The organism is Planomicrobium stackebrandtii (assembly GCF_030814955.1).
Lineage (GTDB): Bacteria > Bacillota > Bacilli > Bacillales_A > Planococcaceae > Planococcus > Planococcus stackebrandtii.
This window is the reverse complement of the sequence record NZ_JAUSWB010000001.1, coordinates 140,672-164,918: the sequence shown is the minus strand read 5'-3', so window position 1 is coordinate 164,918 and position 24,247 is coordinate 140,672. Positions and strand designations below refer to the sequence as shown.

Below are 24,247 nucleotides of genomic sequence, written 5' to 3'. Positions count from 1 at the left end.
GTCCAAAGCAGCCGAAGCGGTTAGTAAAATGATATTTCAAAAATTCAATGTATATAGTATAAATGAAAGGAGAGTTTTGATGGCATCCTGCACGAATTGCCATTCTAAATGGTCAACCAAGGATGTATGGAAACTGGGGTTTTCTAAATATGGAAAACAATGTGCCAACTGCCATACAAAACAATATGTTTCTTTTAAAAATGGAGGATTTTTAATGGCTTTAGGCTATGTGAGCGGGATTATTGGCTTGTTGCTTATTATTTTCTTCCCGTTTTATATTACATTGAGTGATCGGGATGAAGCAGTGATGTAGAACAACCAAATTCTGTGCTCCGTTCTATTTGAGCGTAACCGCAGGGCTGGATAAGATGATTCGAACTCTGCAGGGGTTCACTGTCAGCGAGTTTTTTGCATTCTGTTTACATAACTATAAAAAAAGAGGTGAGAGTTTGCACAATCAAAAACGAATTCGGGATTATGGCGTGAAAGTTGGCAGCATAGAGCCGGGATCCTTAAACGCCATAACAGATGTAGCAGGCGTTACGGTAGGCCATGTTACATTGAGTGATGGCCATATGCAGACTGGGGTGACAGCCATTTTGCCGCATCAGGGGGATGTCTTTCACGACAAACTGATTGCTTCGAGCCACGTCATCAACGGTTTTGGGAAAACGATGGGAACCATACAATTGGCGGAACTTGGTACGCTGGAAACCCCGATAGTTCTAACAAACACATTGAACGTCGGAACCGCTGCCAATGCCGTCATTGACTATATGCTGGAGAAAAATTCCGATATCGGCAACACGACCGGCACAGTAAACCCGATCGTCGGTGAATGCAACGACATGTTTCTGAACGATGTTCGCCGCCGCTTTGTTAAAGAAGAACATGTACGCCATGCGCTGGACCATACCAGTGTGGAGTTTGAAGAAGGTGCAGTTGGAGCGGGAACGGGAATGCTGTGCTATTCGCTAAAAGGCGGAATCGGCTCTGCTTCTCGCCTTGTGGAGCTCGGGCACGGCACATATACAGTCGGTGTGCTGGTGCTGTCGAATTTCGGAATGCTCAGCGATTTAATGGTCAGCGGCAATCCAATCGGCAAAGTGTTGAAAAAACACATTCAGCAATCTCATAAGGAAGAAGACAAAGGTTCTGTCATGGTCATTTTAGCCACGGATCTTCCGTTGTCCGAGCGGCAATTGCACCGTATATTGAAACGGGCAGTCACAGGTCTTTCCCGGACTGGCTCTATAATCACCAATGGCAGCGGTGAAATTGTTCTCGGTTTTACAACGGCCAATAAAATCCCGCATGCCAAACCGCCAAAATGCCTGACAATTGAAACCATCCACGAAGAAGATATGGACGAGGCTTTCCGTGCTGCAGGGGAAGCTGTGGAAGAAGCCGTGTTAAATTCATTGATCACTGCAAAATCCATAGTCGGACGTGTTGGAAATGAACGCCCGGCATTTAAAGACTTGCTTGAAAAGCTCAACATATCGCTTAAGAATCCGTAAAGGGTTCTTTTTTTTTGAAAGAAAAGATTAACAAAAAATAACGGCAACATGGCCGGGACTTATTGTTTTATGTGAATAATTATATATTTAGAGATCGGCTGCTTAATCGCCAATTTTGTTATCTGTATAAACATTCTTTAAAAATATACTTTTAACAAAAGGTATATAAAGATAGAAGAAAGTTGCGAAAACACATATATTTTGACTCGAACAAACATTTAAAATGCAAAAAATTTAATAAATAAATATATATCTATTTACAAGTTGTATAATAAAAGGTAGTCTTATAGTGTTACTTAAAGTGCGTAATTTCAATTTAAAAGTAATAAAAATAGGTTTTAAGACTTTTTATTCACTAAAAACAATCATTTTAGAATTTTCAGGTATGATAATATTTTGTTTTTTTGTCTGATAAGGATTTTTGAAGGGATGAAGAAAATGATTATAGCAGATCCGATAAAAGAGACGGCAGCGATTCTGGAAAAAGCGCTGGAGGCAGAAGTAAAAGCAACTGGAAATCTCTTGTTGGTAAAAAAGCTTCGAAAGCTGACCATCCAAACCGATGAAACCAAATTTATGTTCAAGATGGATTGCGATATCACATTCCAAGCAATGCAACAGCCAGGTCTAATGATTAACAAAGCAGAAATTTTGCTGTTGCCGTCTGAGCTGCCTGTCTTTTTATCTACTTTGCTCAATCACCCCCAAGCGTTGCCCACCAATTATATGCAGCGTCTTGTGATGGATCCCAATGTCTATTGTTTATACTTGGAAACCCGTGAACTTCCTGGAGCCTTTGCCAACCGCATTGCAGCAGCTTTAAAGGCGGTTGATTGTTAGAGTTGCAGCATTATTGGACTGCCTTTCTGTTTGAATGTCACCGATTGCGCCAAAGAACAGGATAAGGTGGTGTACTTATGTATAAGAAATGTTTTGCATGCATCTCGGCAGGGCTCCTGCTGTTGACCATGCTGCCGTTGACTTTGGCAGCCATTCATTGGTTCCACACACCACTCGAGCTGTTATTGAGTTTTCATCTTCACTTTCCCTGTTTTCTGAGCGGAGCAGGAATTGTGGCCGCATTGATTGGCGCAAAAGGTGATCTGAAGTTTAACCTTGTGCTGTTCAACGTGCTGACATTGAGCTTATACTTGATATTTTCCACTAATCTACACTCTCTGTAAGTCCGCTAAAGCAAATAAAAAGATGGGGAGCTGCACATGGTGCAGCTCCCCATCTTTTTTATATTAGCCGCCAATGATTGGGCGAATCCATAACTTCGAAAAGTCGACATAGCCAAAATGGCTAATGGAGATATTCATCAAATCCACGGAAAAAGGAATTTGCCGTTTTTCATAATACAGCGGAATCATAAGAGACGACTCAATAAGCTGCCGTTCAATTTTCAAATTTAGTGCTGTCCACTGTTCAAAAGGCATATCTGAATACTGCTGCATGTAATTGCTGAACATGGCCTGGGATTTCATGATGGGGGCTAGTGGCGAATAGCCATTTGAAAGAAAGTAAAAAAATGAAAAGTTCTGGTTCATTTCAAACACTTCACCGTGAACAAAAAGGTCGGCTGTCTGATCATCTTTTGTGTCGAGCATTTTGTCCCGAAAAGATAGCCAGACGATCTCGACAGGAATTCCTTCACTTTCGAGAGCTTTTTTCAGCCAACGGGTTGAACCATTTGTGTAATTTGCCGCTTTGATAATCAAAGGCTTTTTGAGAACAGGTTTTTTGGTAAATGGCAGTGAGTATGCCTGTTCCTGACCGATCAGGCAGCTTTGGTGGTTGGGCATTGCCCGCGGATGAAACTGGCCGATTGTATGGCGATGTTTGGCAATCGCGTAATGGACATAATCACGTACTTCTTTTTGGTTTATGGGAGAGTCGCGAAATGCATTCATAATAACTACGCCAAAACCGGAATCGCTTTCGACTTGAAAGGTATCTTCGCTCCTATCATTTGCCGAAGTTCGATATGCAAAGTCAAAGTCTTCAGGCACTTGGATAAACTGCACGGAGTCAAGCAATGGCCGCTCCTGAAAATAATCCTCAAAAGCCATTAATGTGGTTTTCAATTCGTGGTTTTCCTCGACAAAAAAACTGCCGGAACCAATAGGATCTAAAGCAGTTCCCTTGTAGATGCTGGCATTGATCATGCCAAGCATTTGCAGGCAATAGCTGCAGCCGCCGGGAAAAGAGATTTCAAGGGCATACGGGGAAATGGCTTTAATGGCGGTGATTGGCTTCCATAAATCCACATATGAAGCATCCGTCCGCAGCCGTTCCAGACAGTCCACCACATCTTCCACAGCCAGAAATGATCCATCGTGAAAATGAACTCTTTTCCGAAGATAGAGGCGAAGGCAGGTGGGAGTCAAATCCCAACTATGCGCCAATTCAGGAGAAACGTGGCCGCGTTCATCGACCGACACTAACCGGTTATAAACTGTTGCAACCATATTGGCGCTATGGACATCTGCTGCATGGAGCGGATGAAGGGTCAATAACGGATACTTTCTGGGAATAATCAATTTGTCGCCGTCACTTGTGCCGTTTTGGATATAGCCGAAATTAGACCTGAATTTATGCATCAAACGCTGCTTAATTTCGGGCGACCAGTCGAACAAAAGATATTTTCCGGCGGTTTCAATCGACTGTTCTTCAATCAGTTGAGAGAGCTGCTGTTCGTATGCCTCTTCCACATTTTTAAGCCAATTTAGATGAGAAGGATTACCTCTGCCGCGGCCCGACGTGAAAGTGAACCAGCCTTCGTTAGCCCATTTGCGCAAAAGGCGTGTCGTCTGCTTGCTGCTCAGATCAAGCAGATCTGCCAGTTGAGTTTGTTTGACATAGCCGGATGGCACAGCTTGCCACAAGGCCAAAAGAGTATTTTCCATGCAGTCTCCTCCTAAAAGTGGACAAGAATATATAAAATGTCTATTTTTAGCATCTTTCGTCTAGTTTAATATACATAAGACAAGGGGGGCTGACAAGATGAAATGGAAAGACTATCCACAGAATATTAAAGTGCGTTTAATCACTTCTTTCTTTAACCGAGCTGTTACTTCAGCTGTCATGCCGTTCATGGCTCTGTTTTTTGCACAGGAAATGAGTAAAGTATGGGCAGGGTCCTTTTTGATCATTACGGTCTTTATCGGTTTTTTTGTCAACTTGATTGGCGGGTATATTTCCGATCGCTTCCCGCGTAAAAAGGTGCTGGTTTTGACTTCGTCACTCAGCGCAGTCATGTTCCTCTTGATGGCGCTCAGCTTGCTGCCGGATGACAAATGGATCGGCCTCTTTGCAGCTGCTTATGTCATCTTTATCGTTACCAGCAGCCTTGGCCGGCCTGCGATGCATGCCATCATCATCGATTCAACGACACCTGAAAACCGCAAAGCGATATACGCCATCGATTACTGGATGATCAATTTGTCGATGGCAATCGGTGCAGCGCTGGGTGGATTACTGTATCTTAATCATCAGATCGAGCTGTTTGTGCTTTTGACTGCAACATCTGCCAGTCTGCCGATTGCCTACCAGATCTGGCTCAAGGATGAACGCGTCCAAAGCTTGAAAAAACAGCATAACAACGTGTTGATTGATTTGCTGCAAAATTATAAAGTTGCTTTCCAGGATCGCCCATTTGTTAAAGTGGTGATCGGCTCCATGTTCATCTTTTCAGCTGAATTTTCATTAAACAGCTATATCGGAGTCAGGCTGGCCGAAAGCTTTGAAACTTTCACGATCGCTGATTTCGACGTTGCAGGAGTTCGGATGTTGAGCTTGTTGAATATCCAAAACATGCTGCTGGTCGTTTGTTTGACATTTGTGGTCAACAAATTTACGGACCGCTTTTCCAAGCAGCACGTTCTGCTGACTGGATTGTTGCTTTATAGTGTAGGCTATATTACCATTACGTCAGCGAACAGCTGGTACGTATTGATCTTGTTTAATTTTATCGGTACCATCGGTGAATTAGTTTATTCACCGGTCCGTAATGCAGAAATGGCAAATATGATTCCGGAAGATAAACGCGGCTCGTATTCCGCGTTCTCCAACTTTTCATTTAGCGGAGCGGATCTGCTGGCGCGTTCGACCATTATTATTGGCGCCTTTCTAATACCTACAATGATGTCCGTTTATATCGGCGTGCTACTGATGATAGGGACGCTTATGGTCTACACGGGATTGTTTGTCAGAAAATCCGGGAAAGAGGGAACAGCCAGACCGGAAATTGTCTAATAAATATAAAGAACTCAGGAGGATGGCCATGATCATCAGAAAAGCAGTTCCAGCGGATGCCGAACAATTGGCTGAGCTTATGAAACATGTGGAAGAATCGAACTATATGCTGTTTGAGCCAGGCGAACGAAAAACTACGTCCGAGCAGCTGCAAAAACGGCTTGTTGCGATGGATCAAAAATCAATTGTTATAGTCGCGGAAGAAGAGATGGAGTTAAAAGGCTATCTGTTCGCGATAAATGAAGAAATCAATCGGAAACAGCATTCCGTCTATGTCGCTGTGGGCATCCGGCAGGGAGTACGCGGAAAAGGAATAGGAACCAAGCTTTTTATGGCTTTAGAAAAATGGGCAACAGAGAAGAAACTTCACCGCATTGAATTGACTGTACTGGAGCACAATGAAGCCGCGATTGCCCTTTATATAAAAATGGGATTTGAAGTGGAGGGAATAAAGCGGGATTCCCTATTGATAGACGGTAAGTATGTCAACGAGTTGTATATGTCGAAATTGATGTGAAGGATGAAAAAATAAAGAAAATATTCGAGGCGAACGGAAGTGGTGGCTGGTTCAAGTGTTTTATTAAAGTATTAAATACTAAAAAATGGTTAATACTGTAGTTTATCTGTATTTTTAGTCATGAAAAATGTAAACTAAGAAAGGAAGTTTTTTTTAGGAGATGTATCAATGAATTCATTACTTTTTTTCTTTCTTGAAAACATGGCTTTGATCATTGCTTTATTGTATTTAGCTTTAAAGACAAAAGAAGTGCTGTTTCCTGATCTGGCTGAATCAAAGCTGTTGTTGGGGTTAAGTATATTGTTTATCAGTTTTTTGACCTTTTCCGTTATGTATAATCCTTATTTCTATCAAGGAATGAGGCTGGATCTCCGTGAAGTTCCATTGTATTTCATTTCCTATATTGGAGGGTGGCGTGTAGGGATCTTGTCTGCGATTTTTCCTTCGTTTTACCGCTTTTCTTTCGGCGGGCCAACCGTTATTGAGGGAATACTGCAGTCAGTGGTGTTGCCGGTCATTATCGGCAGTTTGTTCCGGGATAAAAAAACAGTCAATAAGTTTTTCGCCATCTTAAATATTAGAAGAATGATGGTGGGCTTGCTGGTTTTTGAACTATTGAAGTCTATCTGGATGTGGGCTACTACCCCTGCAACGTTTGTAATCATCTTCTCCATGATGGTCTTTGCAGGAATTGCCGTTTTGGCAATGGGGTTGATCGCTAATGGCGAAAATCATCACATATTGGTTCGAAAAGAATTGGAATTTTTCTCGAATCAGGATCATTTGACGCAACTGCCCAATATGCGCTATTTCAGAAGCAAGGTCCAGACTTTGGTTGCGCAGCAAGTACCCGTGGCCATCGTCATGCTCGATGTGGATTATTTTAAATCCTATAACGATACCCACGGACATCAAAAAGGAGATGCAGTTCTTCGGTCAATCGGCCAATTGCTGCGTGACAATACCCGCAATAAAGATTACGTGGCGCGTTATGGCGGTGAGGAGTTTATTTTCTGTATTACGGATCCTTTTGATGATCATGAAGCGCTGGCGATTGCTGAAAAAGTGCGCATTGGAATCGAGCAGCACCATTTTGATGGGGAGCAACTTCAGCCTGGCGGTAAACTGACCGTATCAATGGGAATCAGCTTGGACTCGTACCACAAACCACTCGAGCAGCTGATTGGCGAAGCGGACCAGTCTTTATACCATTCCAAACGAAACGGAAAAAATCGAGTTTCGGCTTTTGGAATTGCAGGTGCACGCGAATCCATTGAAGCATGATTTTAAAAAAATTACTACAGTAAGACATCCGCTTTTCATTAAAGTGGATGTTTTTTTTTGAAATTTAAAGTTATACATGGCATTTAGCTTAATTGGGTACAGAATAAGAAAAGGGTGGGCAGTGAAGACGGCGGATTCAGAGAAAGGGGGAAATTCAAATGGAGCATTATTTGCAATCAGAAATAGCAAGCCTGGAGGCAGTTGCTGTCATTTCACTTTTTCTTGCCTTTCTTTTATATCCGCTGGCTGCAGCATTAACGAGCCTGCGGTTTAAAGCATGGCCGCTGCATCGTCTCTTTTTATGGAGCCTCGGTCTATTCACTATCGCAATAAGCGTCACAGGGCCATTGGCCGATTTCGCCCGGACAAGCTTCGTCGGCCATATGTGGACGCATTTGCTATTGGGCATGCTGACACCGTTGCTCCTGCTGTTCGCGATGCCTATGACGTTGCTGTTGAGATCGCTGCCAGTTTCAGCAGCGAGAAAAATTTCATCCCTGTTAAAGAGCCGGACCATCCGAATTTTAAGCAATCCAGTGGCTGCATTTATTCTCAACATCGGTGGGATGTACATGCTGTATCTGACCAATTTGTTTGAATGGATGCATCAGTCATTGATCGTTTACGGCATCGTCCATATCCATATATTTTTAGCGGGCTATCTGTTTACCGCATCAATTATTTATGTTGATATTACTGCTCACCGCCTGAGCTATCTCTTTCGTTCGATTGTTCTCGTTCTGTCTGTATCAGCGCATAAAATCCTCTCAAAAATCATCTATGCCAATCCGCCTGCAGGTGTTTCCCGCAAAGAGGCGGAAACAGGAGGCATGGTCATGTATTATGGAGGCGATCTGATTGAGTTAAGTGTCATCATTATCCTTTGTTATCACTGGTATAAGGCAACAGCGCCGAGAAAAGCAGAGCGGCTTGAGGAGGTATGATGCTGCCGCCGCTTTTCTTTATGTCTAGACTCACTCCAGCGCCCAGCTCTTTGGATCATAAGCCAACCCAGCTGTGCGGCTGAAAACACGCCACTTCGCTAGTCTGTCTTATGCCCGTCAGAGCTACACGGGCGCTTGCGCTTTTCTTTTTCCCCGGCAAAAGTTTTTGCTTTGGGTTAAACTAAGGATAAACGTTTAAATTCGAATAATCTGCTCTACTACATAAGATCGAATGGATTTGAGCATCACCATTACTAGGAGGCAAGTCATGAATAGTTTTATTGTTATGCAAGGAGAGACCTATCAGGAAGAACGAAATGCCGGGGTTCTTTGGACGCCACAAATCGACAAGTCAGGCATGGTGCCGCATTCGTGGAACCGGATGCAGGAACTGAAAAAAGGCGACATTGTATTTCATTACGTTAAAGGGTATGTTGTAGCCATTAGCCGAGTGCGGAAAGATTGCACCAAAGGAACGAAACCAAAAAGTGCAGATGAGCAGTCTCAAGAAAGCGAGGATGCCTATATTGCGCGCACTGAATACCGGGAGCTTGAAAATCCGTTGTCAGTCAAAGAGTATTTTAATGATATCCAGCCGCTTTTGCCGGTAAAGTACGCAGCCTTCCAGGAAGATGCCAGCGGCAATTCAGGATATTTGTATCCATGTAACGAAGAACTGGCGATGAAAATTTTGGAACTCATCAGCTCGCTGAATATTTTCACCTTGGAAATGGAACAGCTCGAGCTGGCAATGGAAGTTATCAAAAAAACCGAACACAATCCGCTGCTTGGATTGATTGCCGAAGCTGAATTGGAAATCAAAACAAAAATACGCAGAGGTAAAGAGCAATTTCGCGAAAGTTTAATGCCTTTGTGGAACAATGAGTGTCCGCTTTGTGGAATTGCGATCAGCGACGTATTAAAAGCAAGCTACGCCAAACCGTGGAAAGACAGTTCAGATACCGAAAGGCTGGATCCTTTTAACGGAGTTTTGCTTTGTGCCAATCACGCAGCGCTTTATTCAGCAGGATTGATCGCCTTTACGGGCGGCGGGCGGCTGCATATTTCCAGCCGGATCATGGAAGAAGACTATCCGGAATACAGACTGCGGAAAAATATGAAAGTGCCGGTATCGCCAGAGCACGCGCCTTATCTGAGATGGCATAAACGAATCGTTTTTGCCGAACCAAGAAAAGTGAAGCTGTTGACAAATCAGGAATAGGCCAACACAGCTTTTTTATAAAAGGAAAATTCTACGCTAATAGTTTAGGTTGCGTATGTCTTTTGTCGCTGGGAATATGCTACACTGAAAATAAGTGAATAATCATGCAGAAAAAAGGTGCTGATCGATCAGCATAACAGGGAACCCGGTTAAATTCCGGGGCTGTTTCCGCAACTGTAAGTGCGTATGAAATAAGAAAATGCCACTGTCGAGATGATCTTAATGATCTGGACGGGAAGGTTCTTAGAGTAAAGCGATGCACAAGCCAGGAGACCTACCTTTTTTTTGAACGTATTTTTACTCTTCGGAAGATAAGGGGATCATACGGCACAATGTCTATTTTTGACTGCTGGAGTATGTCTCTGAATAGCTATGGCGCCGCCCTTTTTTGAGGGCGGCTTTTTGCTGTTTTGCGGGAGCGTTCAATGCAGCGGTGTTCACCAAACAGAAGTGAGGTGAAAAGATGAAAAAAGACATGCGTTTTCTGTGTTATCCATTCATGCGTGAATCAGCTTCAACAGTGGATTTTGAAATCAGGACCGATTCTTTGACGACCCGTATTGGAGAGGCGCTGTCATTGACTACAGATGTAAAAGCAGTCCAGCGGGATTTGCAGATTCTCCAGCCTATGGCCTACCACTTGAATGGATCGGTACGCGGCAAGCTTGCCATCAGAGAAGAAGATTTACTCGTATTAAGTGACATGTATGATTATTATGTAAATTTTACCAAAGACAAGATTGGCAATTTTGTCTTGCCGCAAGGTACACAAGCCGCCTGTGTGCTGCATGTATGCCGGAGCGAAGCGAAAAAATCCGTGCGCGCCTTGCACAAAGTCAGCCTGGAGCGGGAAGTGCCCGAGCTTCTTTTTGACTATGCCAACCTTTTAGCGAATGTGCTGTTCACAATGGCGGTATATGTCAACCAGTATCACGGCGTGGAAGAAATCCCTTTTGTCAGCAAGTCCTATCCAACAAGACCTAAACAGAAAGAAGTGGCCAACAACGAATGAAAACTAACCTATTTAAGTTCCTATCCATCGGTACAATGGCTTTAGCTCTAGGAGCCTGCCAGTCCGACACAGCCGAAACACCCGAATCTGAAACGGCAGCAGAGCCTAAGGAACAAACAGAATATACAGTAACCGATGACTTGGATAAAGAACTGACTTTCGAAGAAGTACCGGAAACGATCGTGTCTTTGATTCCGAGCAATACCGAGATTTTGTATGAAATTGGGGCAGGAGATAAACTGGTCGGTGTTACGGACTACGATAATTACCCGGCTGAAGCAGCGGACGTAGAGCGTGTCTCCGATTCTGTGGCGTTTAATGCAGAACGCATTATCGAATTGGATCCGGATGTTGTTATCGGCTATTCGACTGGAGGGCCAACCGGTTTTGAAGATCTTGAAGCGGCAGGAATCCAAGTGTTTGTTATTGAGTCAGCCGAATCATTTGAAGATGTCTATGGCGATATTGAGCAAATCTCTACGGTAATGGGCCTTGAAGATAAAGGCGATGAGCTGATCCGTTCGATTCAGCAGCAAATTGAAGAAGTGCAGGAAAAAGTGGCATCGGTTGAAGAGAAAAAAGAGCTGTACTTTGAAATTAGCCCTTCCCCGGAAATCTATACCACTGGCAAGAATACTTTCCAGCAGGAAATCCTGGATCATGCCCAAGTTGAAAACCTTTTCGGCGATCTTGAAGGATGGCCGCAGATTTCTGAGGAAGAAGTCATCGAGCGGAATCCGAAAATCATTGCCACAACCGTTTCCTATGTTGAAGATCCAATTGATGAAATTAAGGCTCGTGAAGGCTGGAATGATATTGATGCTATCCAGAACGATCAGATCTTTTTCCTGGATTCGGATATTACTTCACGGCCGGGACCGAGAATCGGAGATGCTGTTGAATTAGTGGCTGAAACTGTTTATCCGGAAGCTTTCGAATAAAATTAATTAAGCCCCCTCGTTTTTCGAAAGCGAGGGGGCTTAGTAATGACTGGATTTCAAGTTAGTGCATCTGTTCTTCGAGTGCATCTTGATCGATGCCAAATTCATCTTTCAGTACTTGTTTCTTTTCTTCCGCAGACAGTTCCGTTTTTTCTTTGTGGCCATTTTCCGAGCGCGTCAGCTGGCTGCCGGAAAGGGTAATGCGGCCTTGTGCCGTTGCCCGTGTCACCAAATCATCATGAGTAAAAGGAGAGTCTTTTGATACCTGGTTAAAAATGCAGCCTTCATGGAAATCGGCGAGCTGCTTTTCTTCAGTTGAAAACCGGTACAGCACTTTCTCTGTTTCATCATTTTCTCTGATCAAGTCATAATAAACGTCGTCGACTTGTTGAACGCGGTAAGTGCCGCTGTGGTCTGTATGGCGTTCGCCTCCAACTGGTATCGGGCTGATGGTAGAATCGCCAAACCCCGCATCGACGAGATAAAGGGTATCCAGCTCTACTAGGATTGCGGCGTGGGTATCGGATTTGGACCAGGTGCCGTCCGGTTTTTGAACCGTGGCAGAAATCAGTTTTGCTTCAAATCCCAGCTCGTCCAACAGCCAGTGGAACAAGCCATTCAATTCATAGCAATAACCGCCGCGTTGCTGATTAACGATTTTTTCGTAGATACTTTCAAGGTTCAAATAAATTGGTGTTTTGCGAATAACATCCAGGTTCTCGAAGGGGATATTCTGCATATGCAAAGACTGGAGTTCGGCTAAATTTTGCAGATAATTTTCCTGAATTGTACTCGCTTTAAATCTTTGAAGATACGATTCTTTATTCATGAATAATATTCACTCCTTCTATTTTTCAACAATCGCTATTCAATATTAAAATATATTTTTTATTATCGTGTTTTAATGTGTAGATAAGAGGCGGTCGTGGTATAGTGAATAAGTGAATGAATTTAAAATGAATTATCAATATGAATGGTTCCCGGAAGGTGAACAAACTACTATGAGAGCAGGGTGATGGATATGGTTTCAACAACTGACGTAGCAAAGCATGCAGGTGTTTCACAGACGACCGTTTCTCGCGTTCTGAATAAGCCTGACCAGGTAAAGAAAGATACGTACGACAAAGTGATGGCCGCAGTCAATGAATTAAACTATTCAGCAACGACTCCTGAAGATGCGGTTCGAGAAGCCAGAACCACAAACACAATCAGTTTGATTGCAGGACCTTTAGACGATCCAATCTTCATTGGCTCTGCTCCATCGATCATCAGTATGGCGAAAGAACAGGGGTATCAAGTCAATGTCCATTTTGTAACGAAGGAAAACGAACTTGAAACATATGACACGGTGATTGCTAGTAAAGCGGATGGGTTGATTTTGACTTCCATTGGGCTAGATGAAGCGGCTTACAAAAAGTTAAGTCAGTCAAAAATTCCATTCATTTTGTTGAATTCCAATTATCCAGACAGCCAGCATTCAATTGGTCTGAATAATGTGGAAGCGGGTTATCTGGCGGCAAGCCACTTATTGGGCAGCAAGCACCAAGAGATCGCCTGGATTGGCGGACCCTTGAATAACCCAACTTATAAAGAGCGTTTCCAGGGATTTATTTATGCACTCCAGGAAGCGAAAAGCAAAATCCGCAAAAAGCGTTTAGTGATTGCAGATAGAGATAAAGCGTCTCTATATAATGCATTTGAAGATTTACAAGCTTTGAAGAAAAAGCCGACAGCCATTGTAGCGGCCACCGATGAAATCGCCATTCAGCTTTTGGATTTCTATCGGGAAGCCGGCTACCAGATTCCCGGAGAGCTTAGCATTATCGGCATCGGCAACTCGGAAATTGGCCAGCATTCAGCACTCGGATTAACATCCGTCGGAACAGCTGACAGCCTTGCAAATCTTGGCCAGGAAGCCATAAACAGATTACTTGATATGTTAACTCTTGAACAGAATGAGGCATTTACTGTAAGTAGGGAAGTGCAATTGTACGAGCGGGGAACAACCGCTCCATTATCAAAAAAATAAATAGCCGTCAGATTTATTAGAACTGTGATCGCCATTATAGCCTTACCCATGCTTAGCGTATCTGTAAACCCAAAAGAGCCGTACCGGATGAAATTTCGGTACGGCTCTTTTCCAGTTTATTATTTCATTTCTTTATGGTTAAAAGGACATTTCCCCGTGATCGGTTCACTGTCGTCTCCGATGAAAAATTGTTTCCACTCATTATGTTCCGGATCACCGAAGTGGCTGATGTCAGGATGTGTCGGCAGGTGGTCCCATGCTTCTACTCGCTGGCGGACTTTGTCGCGCGACATAACGCCGCCTTTCTCCGTCCCTTTCAAACCTTCAAAAATTCGGCGCGGCTGAAAGCCGAGAACCATGGCATTGCCAAGATCACGCGTTTTCCGCTGTTTGTAGGCAGGCGTGTTGCCAAAAATGAAAATCGGCTCACCTTGGAAAGTAAAGTCCCATAAATAGTGGTCCGGATCACGCGGAGCGTCTTTTGGCCACTCCATTTCATCTTCATCGTGCAGGTATTGAAGAATGTCCCAGAATTGCTGGCGGTAAGCTTCCAAAGAGCCTTCTTCTTTGAAAGGTTCTACAAAGACGAACAGCCCATGTCGCTTGTGCTTCGGATCATCGAACAAGGTCAGGAACGATTCGACGGCTGCCGGCAAATTGGTCCAGTCATCCTGTGTGATATAAGCATAGCGCAATTCTCCTTTTAACTCGCCGCTCATGCCGAAATAGCAAGGGAAGGTTTTATCTGTTACGGTATCATGAAAAGTCTTGTATTCCGACAGCAGCCATTCGGGCAGGTCAGTTCGTACTGAAAAATCTTCTTTCGTCAATAAAGGTGCGTTTGTTGTAATCATTAATATTTCCTCCATATACAAAAAATAACATCTTCCTTATTCTTCCCTAAGAAGCAGCAGATAAAACAAAAACGGCTGAGAAGAATCTCAGCCGTTACTAATGTATTGATTAAAAAGCGCCCGATCCGCCACCGCCGCCTCCAACACCTCCGCCGGAAGAAACAGAGCCTGTTCCACTGGCCGAAGCGGTGGTACTGGAATTGGCAGCAACGAAAATGCCTGTCAGCAGGACTGGGTTATAAAAAACGCCGAAGTCTGCAAATGCAGATTCACTGTAGGCATTGGTAAAGCTTTGGGTACTGTGGTTTTTGGATTTTTCATCTGCACCTAAAACATAGGCGAAAGCACGCATTTTTTCGTCCTGCGTCAACCGGTTCCATTCCGCTTCGTCCAAATTTTCCATCGCAGCGCGCAGCTGTTTCCATTCTGCGCGGATCACGTGGCCGTCGTAAGTGGTCGGCGAGTAGAAGCAAAATGCAACAAAGCAGATGCCAAGCAGCATCGAGAAGAACATCAATGGAAGCAAGTCCATGATTCCGAAAAAGACAGCTGAGGCAAATAACGCCAGTCCGATAAATCCGACTGTCCAGCGAAGCAGGGGATGCCTGCCATACAACTCATGCTGCTTCACTTCTGCCGCAACATCCTGCTGCCATGCGGTTATGGATTCGTTATAGGACGCATGGTTCAATTCATTTTTCGTATAATTTTCAAGATCTTTTGTTTCAAAAAATTCACCGTCACCAGCTTTGTCGAAAAGCAGTTCGATCAAAGCAGCTTCATGATCAAATTCAGTTTTGCGGTCAATCAGCCGGAATTTCTCTTCTGACAGCTGTTCGATCCTCTTTTTGCGCACCAGTTCCATCAAAGCGGCTGCCGTAACAGCTGGAGTCAGGATGGAAGACTTGGTGAAATACAAGGTAGCTGGAATGCTCATCTTCTGTTTAGGGACGAAGAAGGCACCGTCAGCCGGTTTTGCCTGTTGCTTGGTCTTTCGTGCGCGGTTCCATGCCCAAGCAGTCATGGCAAGCAGGAGGGCCCCAGCCGCTGGAATGAGTCCGTTGCCGATGGAACTGCCTGTATCCTGTCTTGCTGCGAAAGCGATCGCTTCATTATCCAGCCGGTCCTTTTCGCCAGCCAGCTCTTCCCGGATAGTTCCGTCTTGTTGAGTTAGGGCAGGGAAAAGGTCTGCGTCAAAAACGACGCGGATATCTCCGTTTGTGCCTTCAGGTACTAAGCCCATTTCGAACAGGACCGTACCATCGTTTTGAACAGTGCCTGTTTTATAAGCTTCATCATAGCCGACAAAGTCCGTCTCCTCGGATAGAGCGGGAGGACTCACGGATATTGTCATGTCTTCATACTCACTTTCATTGCGGTCATCAAAGAATGGCCAATAAAACTCGGCCCCGTCTTCGAACTTTTCGACGGCATCCAGGATTTCATAGCGCAATTCGATCGTGATGGTTTCATCGTCGCCTCCACGGAAAATCTGGTACAAGTCGCCATCACGCTCGACTTCCAGTTCTGAATCATTTTCAAAGCCTGTGAAATTTTGGATCGATGTGCCTTCTTTTGGAACGATTTCCCGTGTGATTCCGTTAAAATCATCTTCAAATTCGTAGGTGTGATTTTCTCTGACTTCCACGGTTCCATCTGCATTTACCTGAGCATCGATCGTCACTTCGGAAATCGAATAGTCAACGGCCAAAGCATGGACAGGAAACAAAATGAACACCAGCATCATCATTCCTATTATAGAAAATCTTTTCTTGTGCATTTCCATCACCTCTTTCTTTATGTACGGAAATTGCATGCAAAAGTTTCATAAATATTGTTTATCGGATCACCGCATGCGGCAAAATTGCATGGACGCCTTTGACATCATTGACCACTTGCGTGACATGCAGATCGACTGCAACACTCGATAAAGCCGTTGCTTCTGTCCGGGAGATGCCATACAGCTGCTCCATGAATGACACCATCTCAGAGAGCGCGACAGCTGCTGCCTCGTTAAGGTCCCGATCAAATCCGAACGTGATCCATCCTGCTGGGGTATTGGCCCGCGGCATGGATAGTTTCATGTCTTCATGGAGAATCAAAGTGATGTCGGCCAAGTCCATCGGGCATTCAATTGCAGTACCCGAACTTTCCCCGTCTCCCTGAAGAGCATGGCCATCGCCCAGTGAAAATAGTGCACCATCTACAGAAATAGGCAAGAACAAGCTGCTGCCGGGCACCAATTCCTTGCAGTCGATGTTGCCGCCGAAATAACCAGGAGGCTTTGTAGGAAAACTTCCAGCTTCCGCTGGCGCCACGGCCATTAAGCCAAGAAAAGGGGATAGACCTACGTTGAATTGCTGGCCGCCAAGTTCACAGCTGCCAGTCATTTTATTGGCATCCAATTTCCATTCCACTTGCAGCCGTTCACTGTCAGTAATGCCGAGCTTGCCATTTTGCCAAGCTGGCAGCCCGCCCGCCCAATTGCGTCCATACCAGCCGGGAATCAGCTTATTGGTGCGCACTTCCAGCACCATGCCGGGCTTGGCTCCTTGGACTGCAATCGGACCGATTATCGGGTGCGCGAGCTTTTCTTCGTTTTCGCGGGACGTAAAGATTTCCCGTTCTTCGGCTTCGGATGCGGAGTAGCCCCATTGGATGTCGAGTGTTTTCAATTGAATGGTGTCTCCCGAAGCAACGGTCAGAATAGGTGAGTAGTCCCGATTAAAAGAAGAGTGAAGCTGATTTGAATTGAGTGGAATGGAATGGATCACAAAAATTCCCCTTTCGACTGATTAGATTTTCTTATTCTTCTGATTATACCAATTAAGCTTGCTGAACGGATAAAATGATTTTCAGCAACGGCCGAGAAACGTCGTTTATAATGAAAGTAAGTCTTTTTAATTCGTATTCCAAATAGACGTTAGAAAGGGGCTGTAGCAAATGGAAATTGAAAAGTTGCTTGGCAGTCAGACAAGGCAGGAGTTCAGAGAGTGGCTTGAAATATATTCAACTACTGAAAAGTTTTGTTGGCTATTGGTCAGTGTGAAAGAAAAACCGCATGTTATTCAGTATCTCGATGCCGTTGAGGAAGCCCTATGTTTCGGATGGATCGACGGCATCATGAAGAAAAAATCCGATACGGAACTGGCCCAAAGGTTTTCGCCCAGAAAGAAAAAGAGCAATTGGACAGAGTTGAACAAAGAACGCGTAAGAAGGTTGGAAAAACTGGGGATGATGAAAGCGGAAGGTTTGAAAATTCTCCCCGATATGCGCCCAGAATCTTTTATGGTAGATCCGGAAATTGAGAAACGAATGAAAGCAGACGAACAAGTATACGAAAATTTTTTGAACTTTCCTGAACTGTATCGGAGAATCCGTATTGATAACATACAAGCTTATAAAAATGACCCTGAAATCTTCAACAAAAGATTAGACAAGTTTATTGAAAATACGAGATTGAACAAGATGTATGGCCAGTGGAATGATAATGGCCGGCTGATCGATTATTAAAAAAATGCCCGGTGTTTAAGAATGTTTGCGACTTAACGCCAAAATTAAAACACCAGCAAAATGCTGATGTCTTTTGCCCTTGTTTAAAAACAATGCCATTCTTTTAAAACGTCGCCGATTTGCCGGTTGTTGATGACCAAATCGGCAAAGCCGTCGAACGGTGTTGCTTCCTGGTTAACGATGACCAGTTTTGCGCCATGCTCTTTTGCAATGAGCGGGAACTGGTTGGCAGGCGTTACAGACAGCGAAGAACCGAGAACAATGAACAAGTCGGCGCGGCTTGCTTCGTCTAATGCCATCTCGAAAGGCTGTTTCGGCAGCATTTCCCCGAACAGTACGACGGAGGGGCGGAAGATGCCGCCGCATTCGCAGCGGTACGATCCCTCGAGAAAAGCTTGGCTGTTATGGGAAGTTCCGCACAGCTGGCAATGGATCTTTTGCAAACTGCCATGCAGTTCGGCGACTTTTTGGCTTCCCGCCAATTGGTGGAAGCCGTCGACGTTTTGGGTGATGATGGATTTGAGTCGTCCGACGTTTTCCCATTCTGCTAAAATGCGATGGCCATTATGCGGTTCAAACTCCTTTACACCCAAAACGCGTTTTCGGTAAAAATCGATAAATTCATCAACGTTTGTATTCAGCGCTTCGACGCTGGCTACCTGGCTGGGGTCCTTTTGTTGCCACAGACCCTTGTTCGTCGAGCGGAAGTCGGGCAACCCGCTTTCAGTAGACATCCCGGCACCAGTAAATACAACTGCATGTTTGGCATTCACTAACCAGTCTTTAATCATCCAGCTCACTCCTTTGTGGTGTATCTTTCTAAACGTCCGCTTCACAACGATGCATCACTTTTGAAGAATGGCATACCGAAAGCAAACTTCTCCTATAATAATAAGCGGTTCGGCCAGTAATGTATAAGGTGATGACGTCCGAAAAGAGCGTTTCGCACTGGAAATAAGCTGAAATATGATAAAATAACAGAGAAAAACAGCAAGAAGGGACGTGCAGCAGATTGATCAATATCCGATCCGGTGCCCTTTTTGGAAGAGCACCTTTTCTCGCTACCAAAAAAAATGAAACAGCGCTTCATATAGAGAATATCGTCATTTTAGGCGACTCAGTAGCTTATGGCTACGGAACCAAAGGTGGCATCGCCAATTACTTGAAAGAAACCTTCCCGGCAAGCCGCATCACCAATCTAGGCATTAATGGATTGACCAGCAGCGGGCTTGTCCAGAAAATGCGGACTGATTCCTGGCATGCACCGCTGCAAAAAGCGGATCTTGTTCTGTTGAACATCGGGGGCAATGATTTGCTTCACGGATTCCGAAATGGCGGGGCTAAGGGACTGATTCGGCAATTTGCCATTTTAAAACGCACCTATCGCCAAAACCTGCTTGAGATCTATTCCATGATTCGGCGAGCCAATCATGGCGTCATCATCGTTCAGAATAACCTGTACAATTCCATGAAAAAGGAAGAGCAATATTTCGGTTTTACGAACCTGCTGTTTCGCCTATGGAACTCAGCCATCGGCGAAAAAGGCGTCATTGTATCGAAAACAGGTGCGATGAGTAAAAATCCATCTATTTGGTTGGATTCTATTCACCCCAACGACGAAGGCTATAAGCTGATGCATGAATTATTGATCCATACTTTATCTACGACTGGCTTCACTATCCATCCAACAAAAAAATAACAAGTTTTATTGGTTAATAATAGGCGGAAAAGTACAGGGGAGTGTTCCTGTGCTTTTTTCATTGGAGAAAATAATTGATGAATAGTTTAGGATTTTAGATAATTATGAGAACTATATATGTTGAACTAAAGAATCTAGCGTTTATCCAACGCTTCGGACGCTTTGGGCATAGCTCCCGCAAGAAGCCAGGCAAAGAGCGCCAGCCTTTGCCCGATAGACAAAGTGCTGATGGAGCATGTACCGCTCACCGAAAGTCCGATGAAAGGGTATTTGTCATTTTTAAGCTGATTGTTTTACGCCTTTCGCAGCTGGAAGGCTTTTTTTGCATGTATTGGAATATTCCATTTAAAAAAGGGTCTCGTATAACTTTCTTGTATTTTCCAAAAAAAGATTGACTATATAAAATTAAAATAATACGATAACTTATGTTTCAGATTTTTAAATGAAAATTTCACTTTAATATACTGTAGAGCAGTACATATAAGGGAAAGGAGAATAAAACGAGCAACAGAAATTCCATTTTTAAAAGTAGCAAGTTTTTTCACTATAGTAAGAAAGCGTTTTCATCAAAAGAACAGGGGTGTCCAATGTTTACTTTTCTAATTTCCATCGTTATTTTAGTGGTGGCATACTTTACATACGGAAAATTTATCGAAAAATTATTTGATCCGGTGGAAGCGAGAAAAACACCGGCTTATGCAAATGCGGACGGCGTGGATTTTGTGCCGATGAACAAACACAAAAATGCACTGATCCAGTTGTTGAATATTGCCGGAACCGGACCGATTTTCGGTCCAATCATGGGAGCGCTTTATGGGCCTGTCGCTTTTTTATGGATCGTTATCGGCTCGATATTTGCAGGAGCGGTTCATGATTATTTGACCGGAATGATTTCCATCCGCAACAAAGGTGCTCACATTCCGGAACTTGCCGGCAAGTTTTTGGGGGCGGCATCGCGGCATATCGTCAATTTGTTCGCTTTGTTGCTGCTGTTATTGGTCGGGACCGTATTTGTCACAACGCCGGCATCGTTGCTATCAATCTTAATGGATGGCAAAGTTGCCGTGGGCATCATAATTGTCTTTATTTTCATTTATTATTTCCTATCGACCATTTTGCCGATTGACAAAATCATAGGGCGGCTTTATCCGTACTTTGGAGCTGTGCTATTGGTCGGTACCCTTGGCGTTGGATTTGCGCTATTGTTTTCCGATTACAAAATACCGGAATTGAACTTTACAAACATGCATCCAGCCGACTTGCCAATTTTCCCAATCTTGTTCTTTACCATTACTTGCGGAGCGCTGTCCGGTTTTCATGCCACACAGTCGCCAATCATTTCGCGGACGGTTGAAAAAGAATCCCAGGGCCGCTATATCTTTTATGGCATGATGATTGCTGAAGCTATTATCGCCATGATCTGGGCTGCTGCAGCCATGAGCATTTTTGACGGCCAGACATTGAGCGGCCTGATCAACTCAGGGACGCCTTCAGCGGTTGTCAATGAAGTATCCATGACCTTGCTTGGCGCGGTAGGCGGTACAATCGCCGTTCTTGGTGCCATCGTCTTGCCGATCACTTCGGGCGATACAGCATTCCGTGCTGCACGCTCCATCATTGCCGATTACATCAAAGTAGATCAAACCAAGCTGGTAAAACGGCTGGCTATCGCTGTTCCCCTGTTTATCATCTCAGCGGTGTTGACGCAGATTGACTTTAATCTGCTGTGGCGCTACTTTTCGTGGGCCAATCAGGCGACTGCGGCAATTGCTTTGTGGATCGCCACGATGTATCTCTATATCCAGGGTAAAAATTACCTGGTATCGCTTGCGCCGGCCATCTTTATTACGTATATGGTTTTTGTCTATATACTCAACCAGAAAATCGGCTTTAATTTGGATCTGAATGTTTCATTTGTTATCGGTCTCATTCTGACGGGCATCGTTATTGTCCTGTTTTATGGCAAGGCCCGAAAGAACCGAAAAGAAGACGTGCAGACTGTTGCTGCGGTCGAATAAAAAAGAGCAGGCTTACACAGCCTGCTCTTTTTCTATGCATTTAAAGGGGACGGAATTTTGTTGTCAGTGATAGTAAAATAAAAACTCTTTATTTTTCCTGTTTTTTTGATACAATAAGAAGCTGAGATGATTAGAAGCTTTCGCAGATGGAGCCGGTCGCTCGTAAAAAGGGGGAAAAGTCAATTTCTAATAATTGGTTATGGTTGCCGATATTGATTTTTTCGATGAATTGCATCCGCTATGCAGAAATTATGATGCACCGCGGCCTGGTTTCATACCAGGTTATTTTGTTTTCATTGAGCATCATCGGCATACTTTATTTGCTGTGGGTCATTTACAAAGGAAAACTAGTTCGCAATAAACCAACCGGTAAACAGCATTTCAAGATTTGAATACCGGTATAAAAACGGCTTATCCCATTTAAATGGGATAAGCCGTTTGTGTGGTTTCGATTTTTACAGCGGGTAGTGTTCGTCTTTCAATAGATTTCTTAATGCCTGTATTTCCAGCTGGATTTCATTTGGTGTGCGAACGCCTTTGCGGCGGATCAAAGACAGCGGCGGGCACCATCCTTGCAGCGTGTACTGAAGCATAAAGGCACTGGCGGTTCCGCTTAACAGCGCCCATTTCTGATTTGTTGTCAGCGCCAGGAGGGAGGAAGACAGCGCAATGCCAGCCAACGCGGCTTTTAGAACTTTCCCGGTATCCCATTCGCGTTCCAGTTCGTCGATGCGTGCGTGGATCGCTTGGGAATTTTGGCGTTTAAAATGATTGATGCGGGCTTCGGTATCCCGTTCTATTTGTTGATTAATGTGGTCGGGGCCTGCTTCGGCAACTTTTGTCTGTGTGGCAGGCAATGCCTGAATTTGTGTGTCCATGATTGATTCCTCGCTTTCACTGTATGTTGTTAGTATTCCGCATTAAGCACCCGTTAAACCCTTTTGCGTTGATAAATTAAAAAGCCTGCAATGCCCGAAAATAGCGGCTGGTGCTATAATAATCAGATAAAGTATGCAAAGAACGCACATTAAAAATTGGAAAGGAGGGCAATTCATGATCCGTGTCTTGTTTGTTTGCCTTGGGAATATTTGCCGTTCACCGATGGCGGAAGCTGTATTGCGGGAGCAATTGGATAAAGCAGGCTTGTCCAAAAAAGTGGAAGTGGACTCGGCGGGAACAGGAAGCTGGCATGTCGGCAAAGACCCGCATCCCGGAACATTGAAAATATTGAATGATTACAGCATCACGGCCCATGGTTTAAAAGGGCGCCAGCTGCAAAAGGGGGATTTCGATAAATTCGATTTTATTATCGGCATGGACCAGTCAAATATTGATGATATCCGCTGGATGCTGGGCCAGCCAGACCACCCGAAAATCCTTCGGTTCCTGGATTTGACTGATCATTCAAAGGACGTTCCCGATCCGTACTTTACTGGCAATTTTGAGGAAACCTACCAACTGGTTGTTGACGGCTGTAAAGCTCTGTTATTGAAAATAAAAGAGGATGGCAATTTCGAATAAAAGAAATAGTGAAAACCGGCGGTGAATAGTACCGGCCGGTTTTCAACTGGATTTATTTTTCAAATCGCGCCCAGACTTCTGGAAGCAATCCGGTCAATTCATGGGCCAGCAGCGTGTGGGGAGAGTGCTGCTTTACCCACTCATCTGCGCAGGCTCCGTGAAGGTGAACTGCATTCAACACCGCGTGCTTCCAATTATCATGGCAGCACAGCATGCCAAGCATCATCCCGGTCAAAGTATCGCCTGTTCCGCCTTTGGCGAGTGCGCTGTTGCCGGATGGATTTGCCCAAATTTCCCCATCCGGAAATGCCGTGATGGTTTTTTGGCCTTTCAATACTATAGTTACACCTAATCTTTTCGCCCAGTCAGCGGCATAATGAGCCCGGTTTTCCTGAAGGGCATCGACAGCTACTCCGCAAATGCGGGAAAACTCGGCAGGGTGCGGCGTCAGGATGATGGGAGCTTGCCGTTCACTATATGTCCGGCGGCTTAACGCGCCGGCGTCCAGAATAACCGGCATTGCGCTTCCGAGCAGAACGTGCACGGCATCTTCCGTCAAACCGGAGGGATTGGTTCCGGGACCGATGGCTGCTGCACGGTAAGAATCGACCGAGGCCTGGTGCTGTGCAATTTGCTGCAGTCCATCCTGCAGATATGTAGCTTCCGGCAGCTGTGGAACAATCATGCCCACTGCACCGGCTTCTGTCGCAATGACCAGCTTGCCAACTCCGCTTCTCATGGCACCAAGCCCTGCCAGCAAAGCAGCGCCAGGCATTTCTTTCGTGCCTGCAATCAGCAAAGCGGTTCCGTAGCTTCCTTTGTGGCTTTCTTGCTCTCTGTGTGGCAGTGTTGCTTTCACTTGTGCTTCTGTCCATAGGCGTGGCGTTTCCATTGATGGGTTCATTTTTCATTCCTC

The 24,247-nt window shown here is 44.6% G+C and carries 24 protein-coding genes and 1 riboswitch; of the genes, 16 read left to right on the top strand and 8 right to left on the bottom strand.

All coding sequences use genetic code 11. The features are described from left to right. The first annotated feature begins 449 nt into the window (after window positions 1–449). From QOZ98_RS00875 to QOZ98_RS00865, 3 genes are all read left to right on the top strand, one after another. A complete protein-coding gene (locus QOZ98_RS00875) occupies window positions 450–1,520 on the top strand; it encodes a DmpA family aminopeptidase (RefSeq protein WP_308785672.1) in 1,071 nt (356 codons plus the stop codon). Between the two features lie 429 nt (window positions 1,521–1,949). After that, window positions 1,950–2,360 (top strand): hypothetical protein, encoded by a 411-nt coding sequence (locus tag QOZ98_RS00870; protein WP_308785671.1) that lies wholly within the window; start codon window positions 1,950–1,952, stop codon window positions 2,358–2,360. 77 nt (window positions 2,361–2,437) lie between these two features. Then, window positions 2,438–2,704, top strand: coding sequence for a hypothetical protein (locus QOZ98_RS00865; protein WP_308785670.1), 267 nt, complete (start codon window positions 2,438–2,440; stop codon window positions 2,702–2,704). A gap of 63 nt (window positions 2,705–2,767) precedes the next feature. On the opposite strand, the gene QOZ98_RS00860 is transcribed toward QOZ98_RS00865, so the two are convergent. Then, entirely contained in the window at window positions 2,768–4,429 is a 1,662-nt protein-coding gene (locus QOZ98_RS00860) for an ABC transporter substrate-binding protein (RefSeq protein ID WP_308785669.1), read from the bottom strand. Window positions 4,430–4,526: 97 nt separating this feature from the next. Here QOZ98_RS00860 and QOZ98_RS00855 point away from each other — a divergent pair, with 97 nt between their 5' ends. The 7 genes from QOZ98_RS00855 (at window position 4,527) to QOZ98_RS00825 (ending at window position 11,697) form a co-directional block, all read left to right on the top strand. Next, window positions 4,527–5,777, top strand: coding sequence for an MDR family MFS transporter (locus QOZ98_RS00855; RefSeq protein ID WP_308785668.1), 1,251 nt, complete (start codon window positions 4,527–4,529; stop codon window positions 5,775–5,777). Window positions 5,778–5,805: 28 nt separating this feature from the next. Further along, window positions 5,806–6,294, top strand: coding sequence for a GNAT family N-acetyltransferase (locus tag QOZ98_RS00850; RefSeq protein WP_308785667.1), 489 nt, complete (start codon window positions 5,806–5,808; stop codon window positions 6,292–6,294). A gap of 168 nt (window positions 6,295–6,462) precedes the next feature. After that, entirely contained in the window at window positions 6,463–7,578 is a 1,116-nt protein-coding gene (locus QOZ98_RS00845; RefSeq protein ID WP_308785666.1) for a GGDEF domain-containing protein, read from the top strand. 158 nt (window positions 7,579–7,736) lie between these two features. Then, complete coding sequence (locus QOZ98_RS00840; RefSeq protein WP_308785665.1) at window positions 7,737–8,522, top strand: cytochrome c oxidase assembly protein; 786 nt, start codon at window positions 7,737–7,739, stop codon at window positions 8,520–8,522. Window positions 8,523–8,790: 268 nt separating this feature from the next. Further along, on the top strand, window positions 8,791–9,744 hold the full coding sequence (locus QOZ98_RS00835; protein WP_308785664.1) for an HNH endonuclease: 954 nt from the start codon (window positions 8,791–8,793) through the stop codon (window positions 9,742–9,744). Between the two features lie 98 nt (window positions 9,745–9,842). Next, window positions 9,843–10,040, top strand: a riboswitch (cobalamin riboswitch). 167 nt (window positions 10,041–10,207) lie between these two features. Next, on the top strand, window positions 10,208–10,756 hold the full coding sequence (locus QOZ98_RS00830; RefSeq protein ID WP_308785663.1) for a hypothetical protein: 549 nt from the start codon (window positions 10,208–10,210) through the stop codon (window positions 10,754–10,756). Next, window positions 10,753–11,697, top strand: coding sequence for an ABC transporter substrate-binding protein (locus QOZ98_RS00825; RefSeq protein WP_308785662.1), 945 nt, complete (start codon window positions 10,753–10,755; stop codon window positions 11,695–11,697). Before QOZ98_RS00830 ends, QOZ98_RS00825 begins: the two co-directional genes overlap by 4 nt. Before the next feature lie 61 nt (window positions 11,698–11,758). Here QOZ98_RS00825 and QOZ98_RS00820 read toward each other — a convergent pair whose 3' ends face one another. After that, window positions 11,759–12,526 carry an arylamine N-acetyltransferase family protein gene (locus QOZ98_RS00820; RefSeq protein WP_308785661.1) on the bottom strand — a complete coding sequence of 256 codons (768 nt, stop codon included), beginning with the start codon at window positions 12,524–12,526 and terminating at the stop codon, window positions 11,759–11,761. Window positions 12,527–12,718: 192 nt separating this feature from the next. Between QOZ98_RS00820 and QOZ98_RS00815 the strand changes: the two genes are divergently transcribed. Beyond that, window positions 12,719–13,726: a LacI family DNA-binding transcriptional regulator gene (locus QOZ98_RS00815; protein WP_308785660.1), complete on the top strand. Its 1,008-nt coding sequence runs from the start codon at window positions 12,719–12,721 to the stop codon at window positions 13,724–13,726. A gap of 119 nt (window positions 13,727–13,845) precedes the next feature. On the opposite strand, the gene QOZ98_RS00810 is transcribed toward QOZ98_RS00815, so the two are convergent. The 3 genes from QOZ98_RS00810 to QOZ98_RS00800 all read right to left on the bottom strand — a co-directional run bounded on the left by QOZ98_RS00810 (window position 13,846) and on the right by QOZ98_RS00800 (window position 17,354). Continuing rightward, on the bottom strand, window positions 13,846–14,580 hold the full coding sequence (locus QOZ98_RS00810) for a YqcI/YcgG family protein (RefSeq protein ID WP_308785659.1): 735 nt from the start codon (window positions 14,578–14,580) through the stop codon (window positions 13,846–13,848). Between the two features lie 109 nt (window positions 14,581–14,689). After that, window positions 14,690–16,360: a DUF2207 domain-containing protein gene (locus QOZ98_RS00805; protein WP_308785658.1), complete on the bottom strand. Its 1,671-nt coding sequence runs from the start codon at window positions 16,358–16,360 to the stop codon at window positions 14,690–14,692. Window positions 16,361–16,418: 58 nt separating this feature from the next. Further along, window positions 16,419–17,354 carry an acetamidase/formamidase family protein gene (locus QOZ98_RS00800; RefSeq protein WP_308785657.1) on the bottom strand — a complete coding sequence of 312 codons (936 nt, stop codon included), beginning with the start codon at window positions 17,352–17,354 and terminating at the stop codon, window positions 16,419–16,421. Window positions 17,355–17,523: 169 nt separating this feature from the next. Here QOZ98_RS00800 and QOZ98_RS00795 point away from each other — a divergent pair, with 169 nt between their 5' ends. Continuing rightward, window positions 17,524–18,093 (top strand): YdeI/OmpD-associated family protein, encoded by a 570-nt coding sequence (locus QOZ98_RS00795; protein WP_308785656.1) that lies wholly within the window; start codon window positions 17,524–17,526, stop codon window positions 18,091–18,093. An 83-nt stretch (window positions 18,094–18,176) separates the two neighbouring features. On the opposite strand, the gene QOZ98_RS00790 is transcribed toward QOZ98_RS00795, so the two are convergent. Continuing rightward, the gene (locus QOZ98_RS00790; protein WP_308785655.1) at window positions 18,177–18,884 is read right to left on the bottom strand and encodes an NAD-dependent deacylase; all 708 of its coding nucleotides are present in this window, start codon (window positions 18,882–18,884) and stop codon (window positions 18,177–18,179) included. A gap of 221 nt (window positions 18,885–19,105) precedes the next feature. Between QOZ98_RS00790 and QOZ98_RS00785 the strand changes: the two genes are divergently transcribed. From QOZ98_RS00785 to QOZ98_RS00775, 3 genes are all read left to right on the top strand, one after another. Next, window positions 19,106–19,792, top strand: coding sequence for a GDSL-type esterase/lipase family protein (locus tag QOZ98_RS00785; RefSeq protein WP_308785654.1), 687 nt, complete (start codon window positions 19,106–19,108; stop codon window positions 19,790–19,792). A 587-nt stretch (window positions 19,793–20,379) separates the two neighbouring features. Beyond that, entirely contained in the window at window positions 20,380–21,810 is a 1,431-nt protein-coding gene (locus QOZ98_RS00780; protein ID WP_142830000.1) for a carbon starvation CstA family protein, read from the top strand. A 146-nt stretch (window positions 21,811–21,956) separates the two neighbouring features. Further along, a complete protein-coding gene (locus tag QOZ98_RS00775) occupies window positions 21,957–22,202 on the top strand; it encodes a hypothetical protein (RefSeq protein WP_308785653.1) in 246 nt (81 codons plus the stop codon). Window positions 22,203–22,265: 63 nt separating this feature from the next. On the opposite strand, the gene QOZ98_RS00770 is transcribed toward QOZ98_RS00775, so the two are convergent. Further along, window positions 22,266–22,688, bottom strand: coding sequence for a DUF2892 domain-containing protein (locus QOZ98_RS00770; protein ID WP_308785652.1), 423 nt, complete (start codon window positions 22,686–22,688; stop codon window positions 22,266–22,268). Window positions 22,689–22,863: 175 nt separating this feature from the next. Between QOZ98_RS00770 and QOZ98_RS00765 the strand changes: the two genes are divergently transcribed. Next, the gene (locus QOZ98_RS00765; protein ID WP_308785651.1) at window positions 22,864–23,331 is read left to right on the top strand and encodes a low molecular weight protein-tyrosine-phosphatase; all 468 of its coding nucleotides are present in this window, start codon (window positions 22,864–22,866) and stop codon (window positions 23,329–23,331) included. A gap of 52 nt (window positions 23,332–23,383) precedes the next feature. Here the strand turns inward: QOZ98_RS00765 and QOZ98_RS00760 are convergent, their stop codons facing one another. Next, window positions 23,384–24,235, bottom strand: a complete 852-nt coding sequence (locus tag QOZ98_RS00760; RefSeq protein ID WP_308785650.1) for an NAD(P)H-hydrate dehydratase — start codon at window positions 24,233–24,235, stop codon at window positions 23,384–23,386. Between the last annotated feature and the right edge of the window lie 12 nt (window positions 24,236–24,247).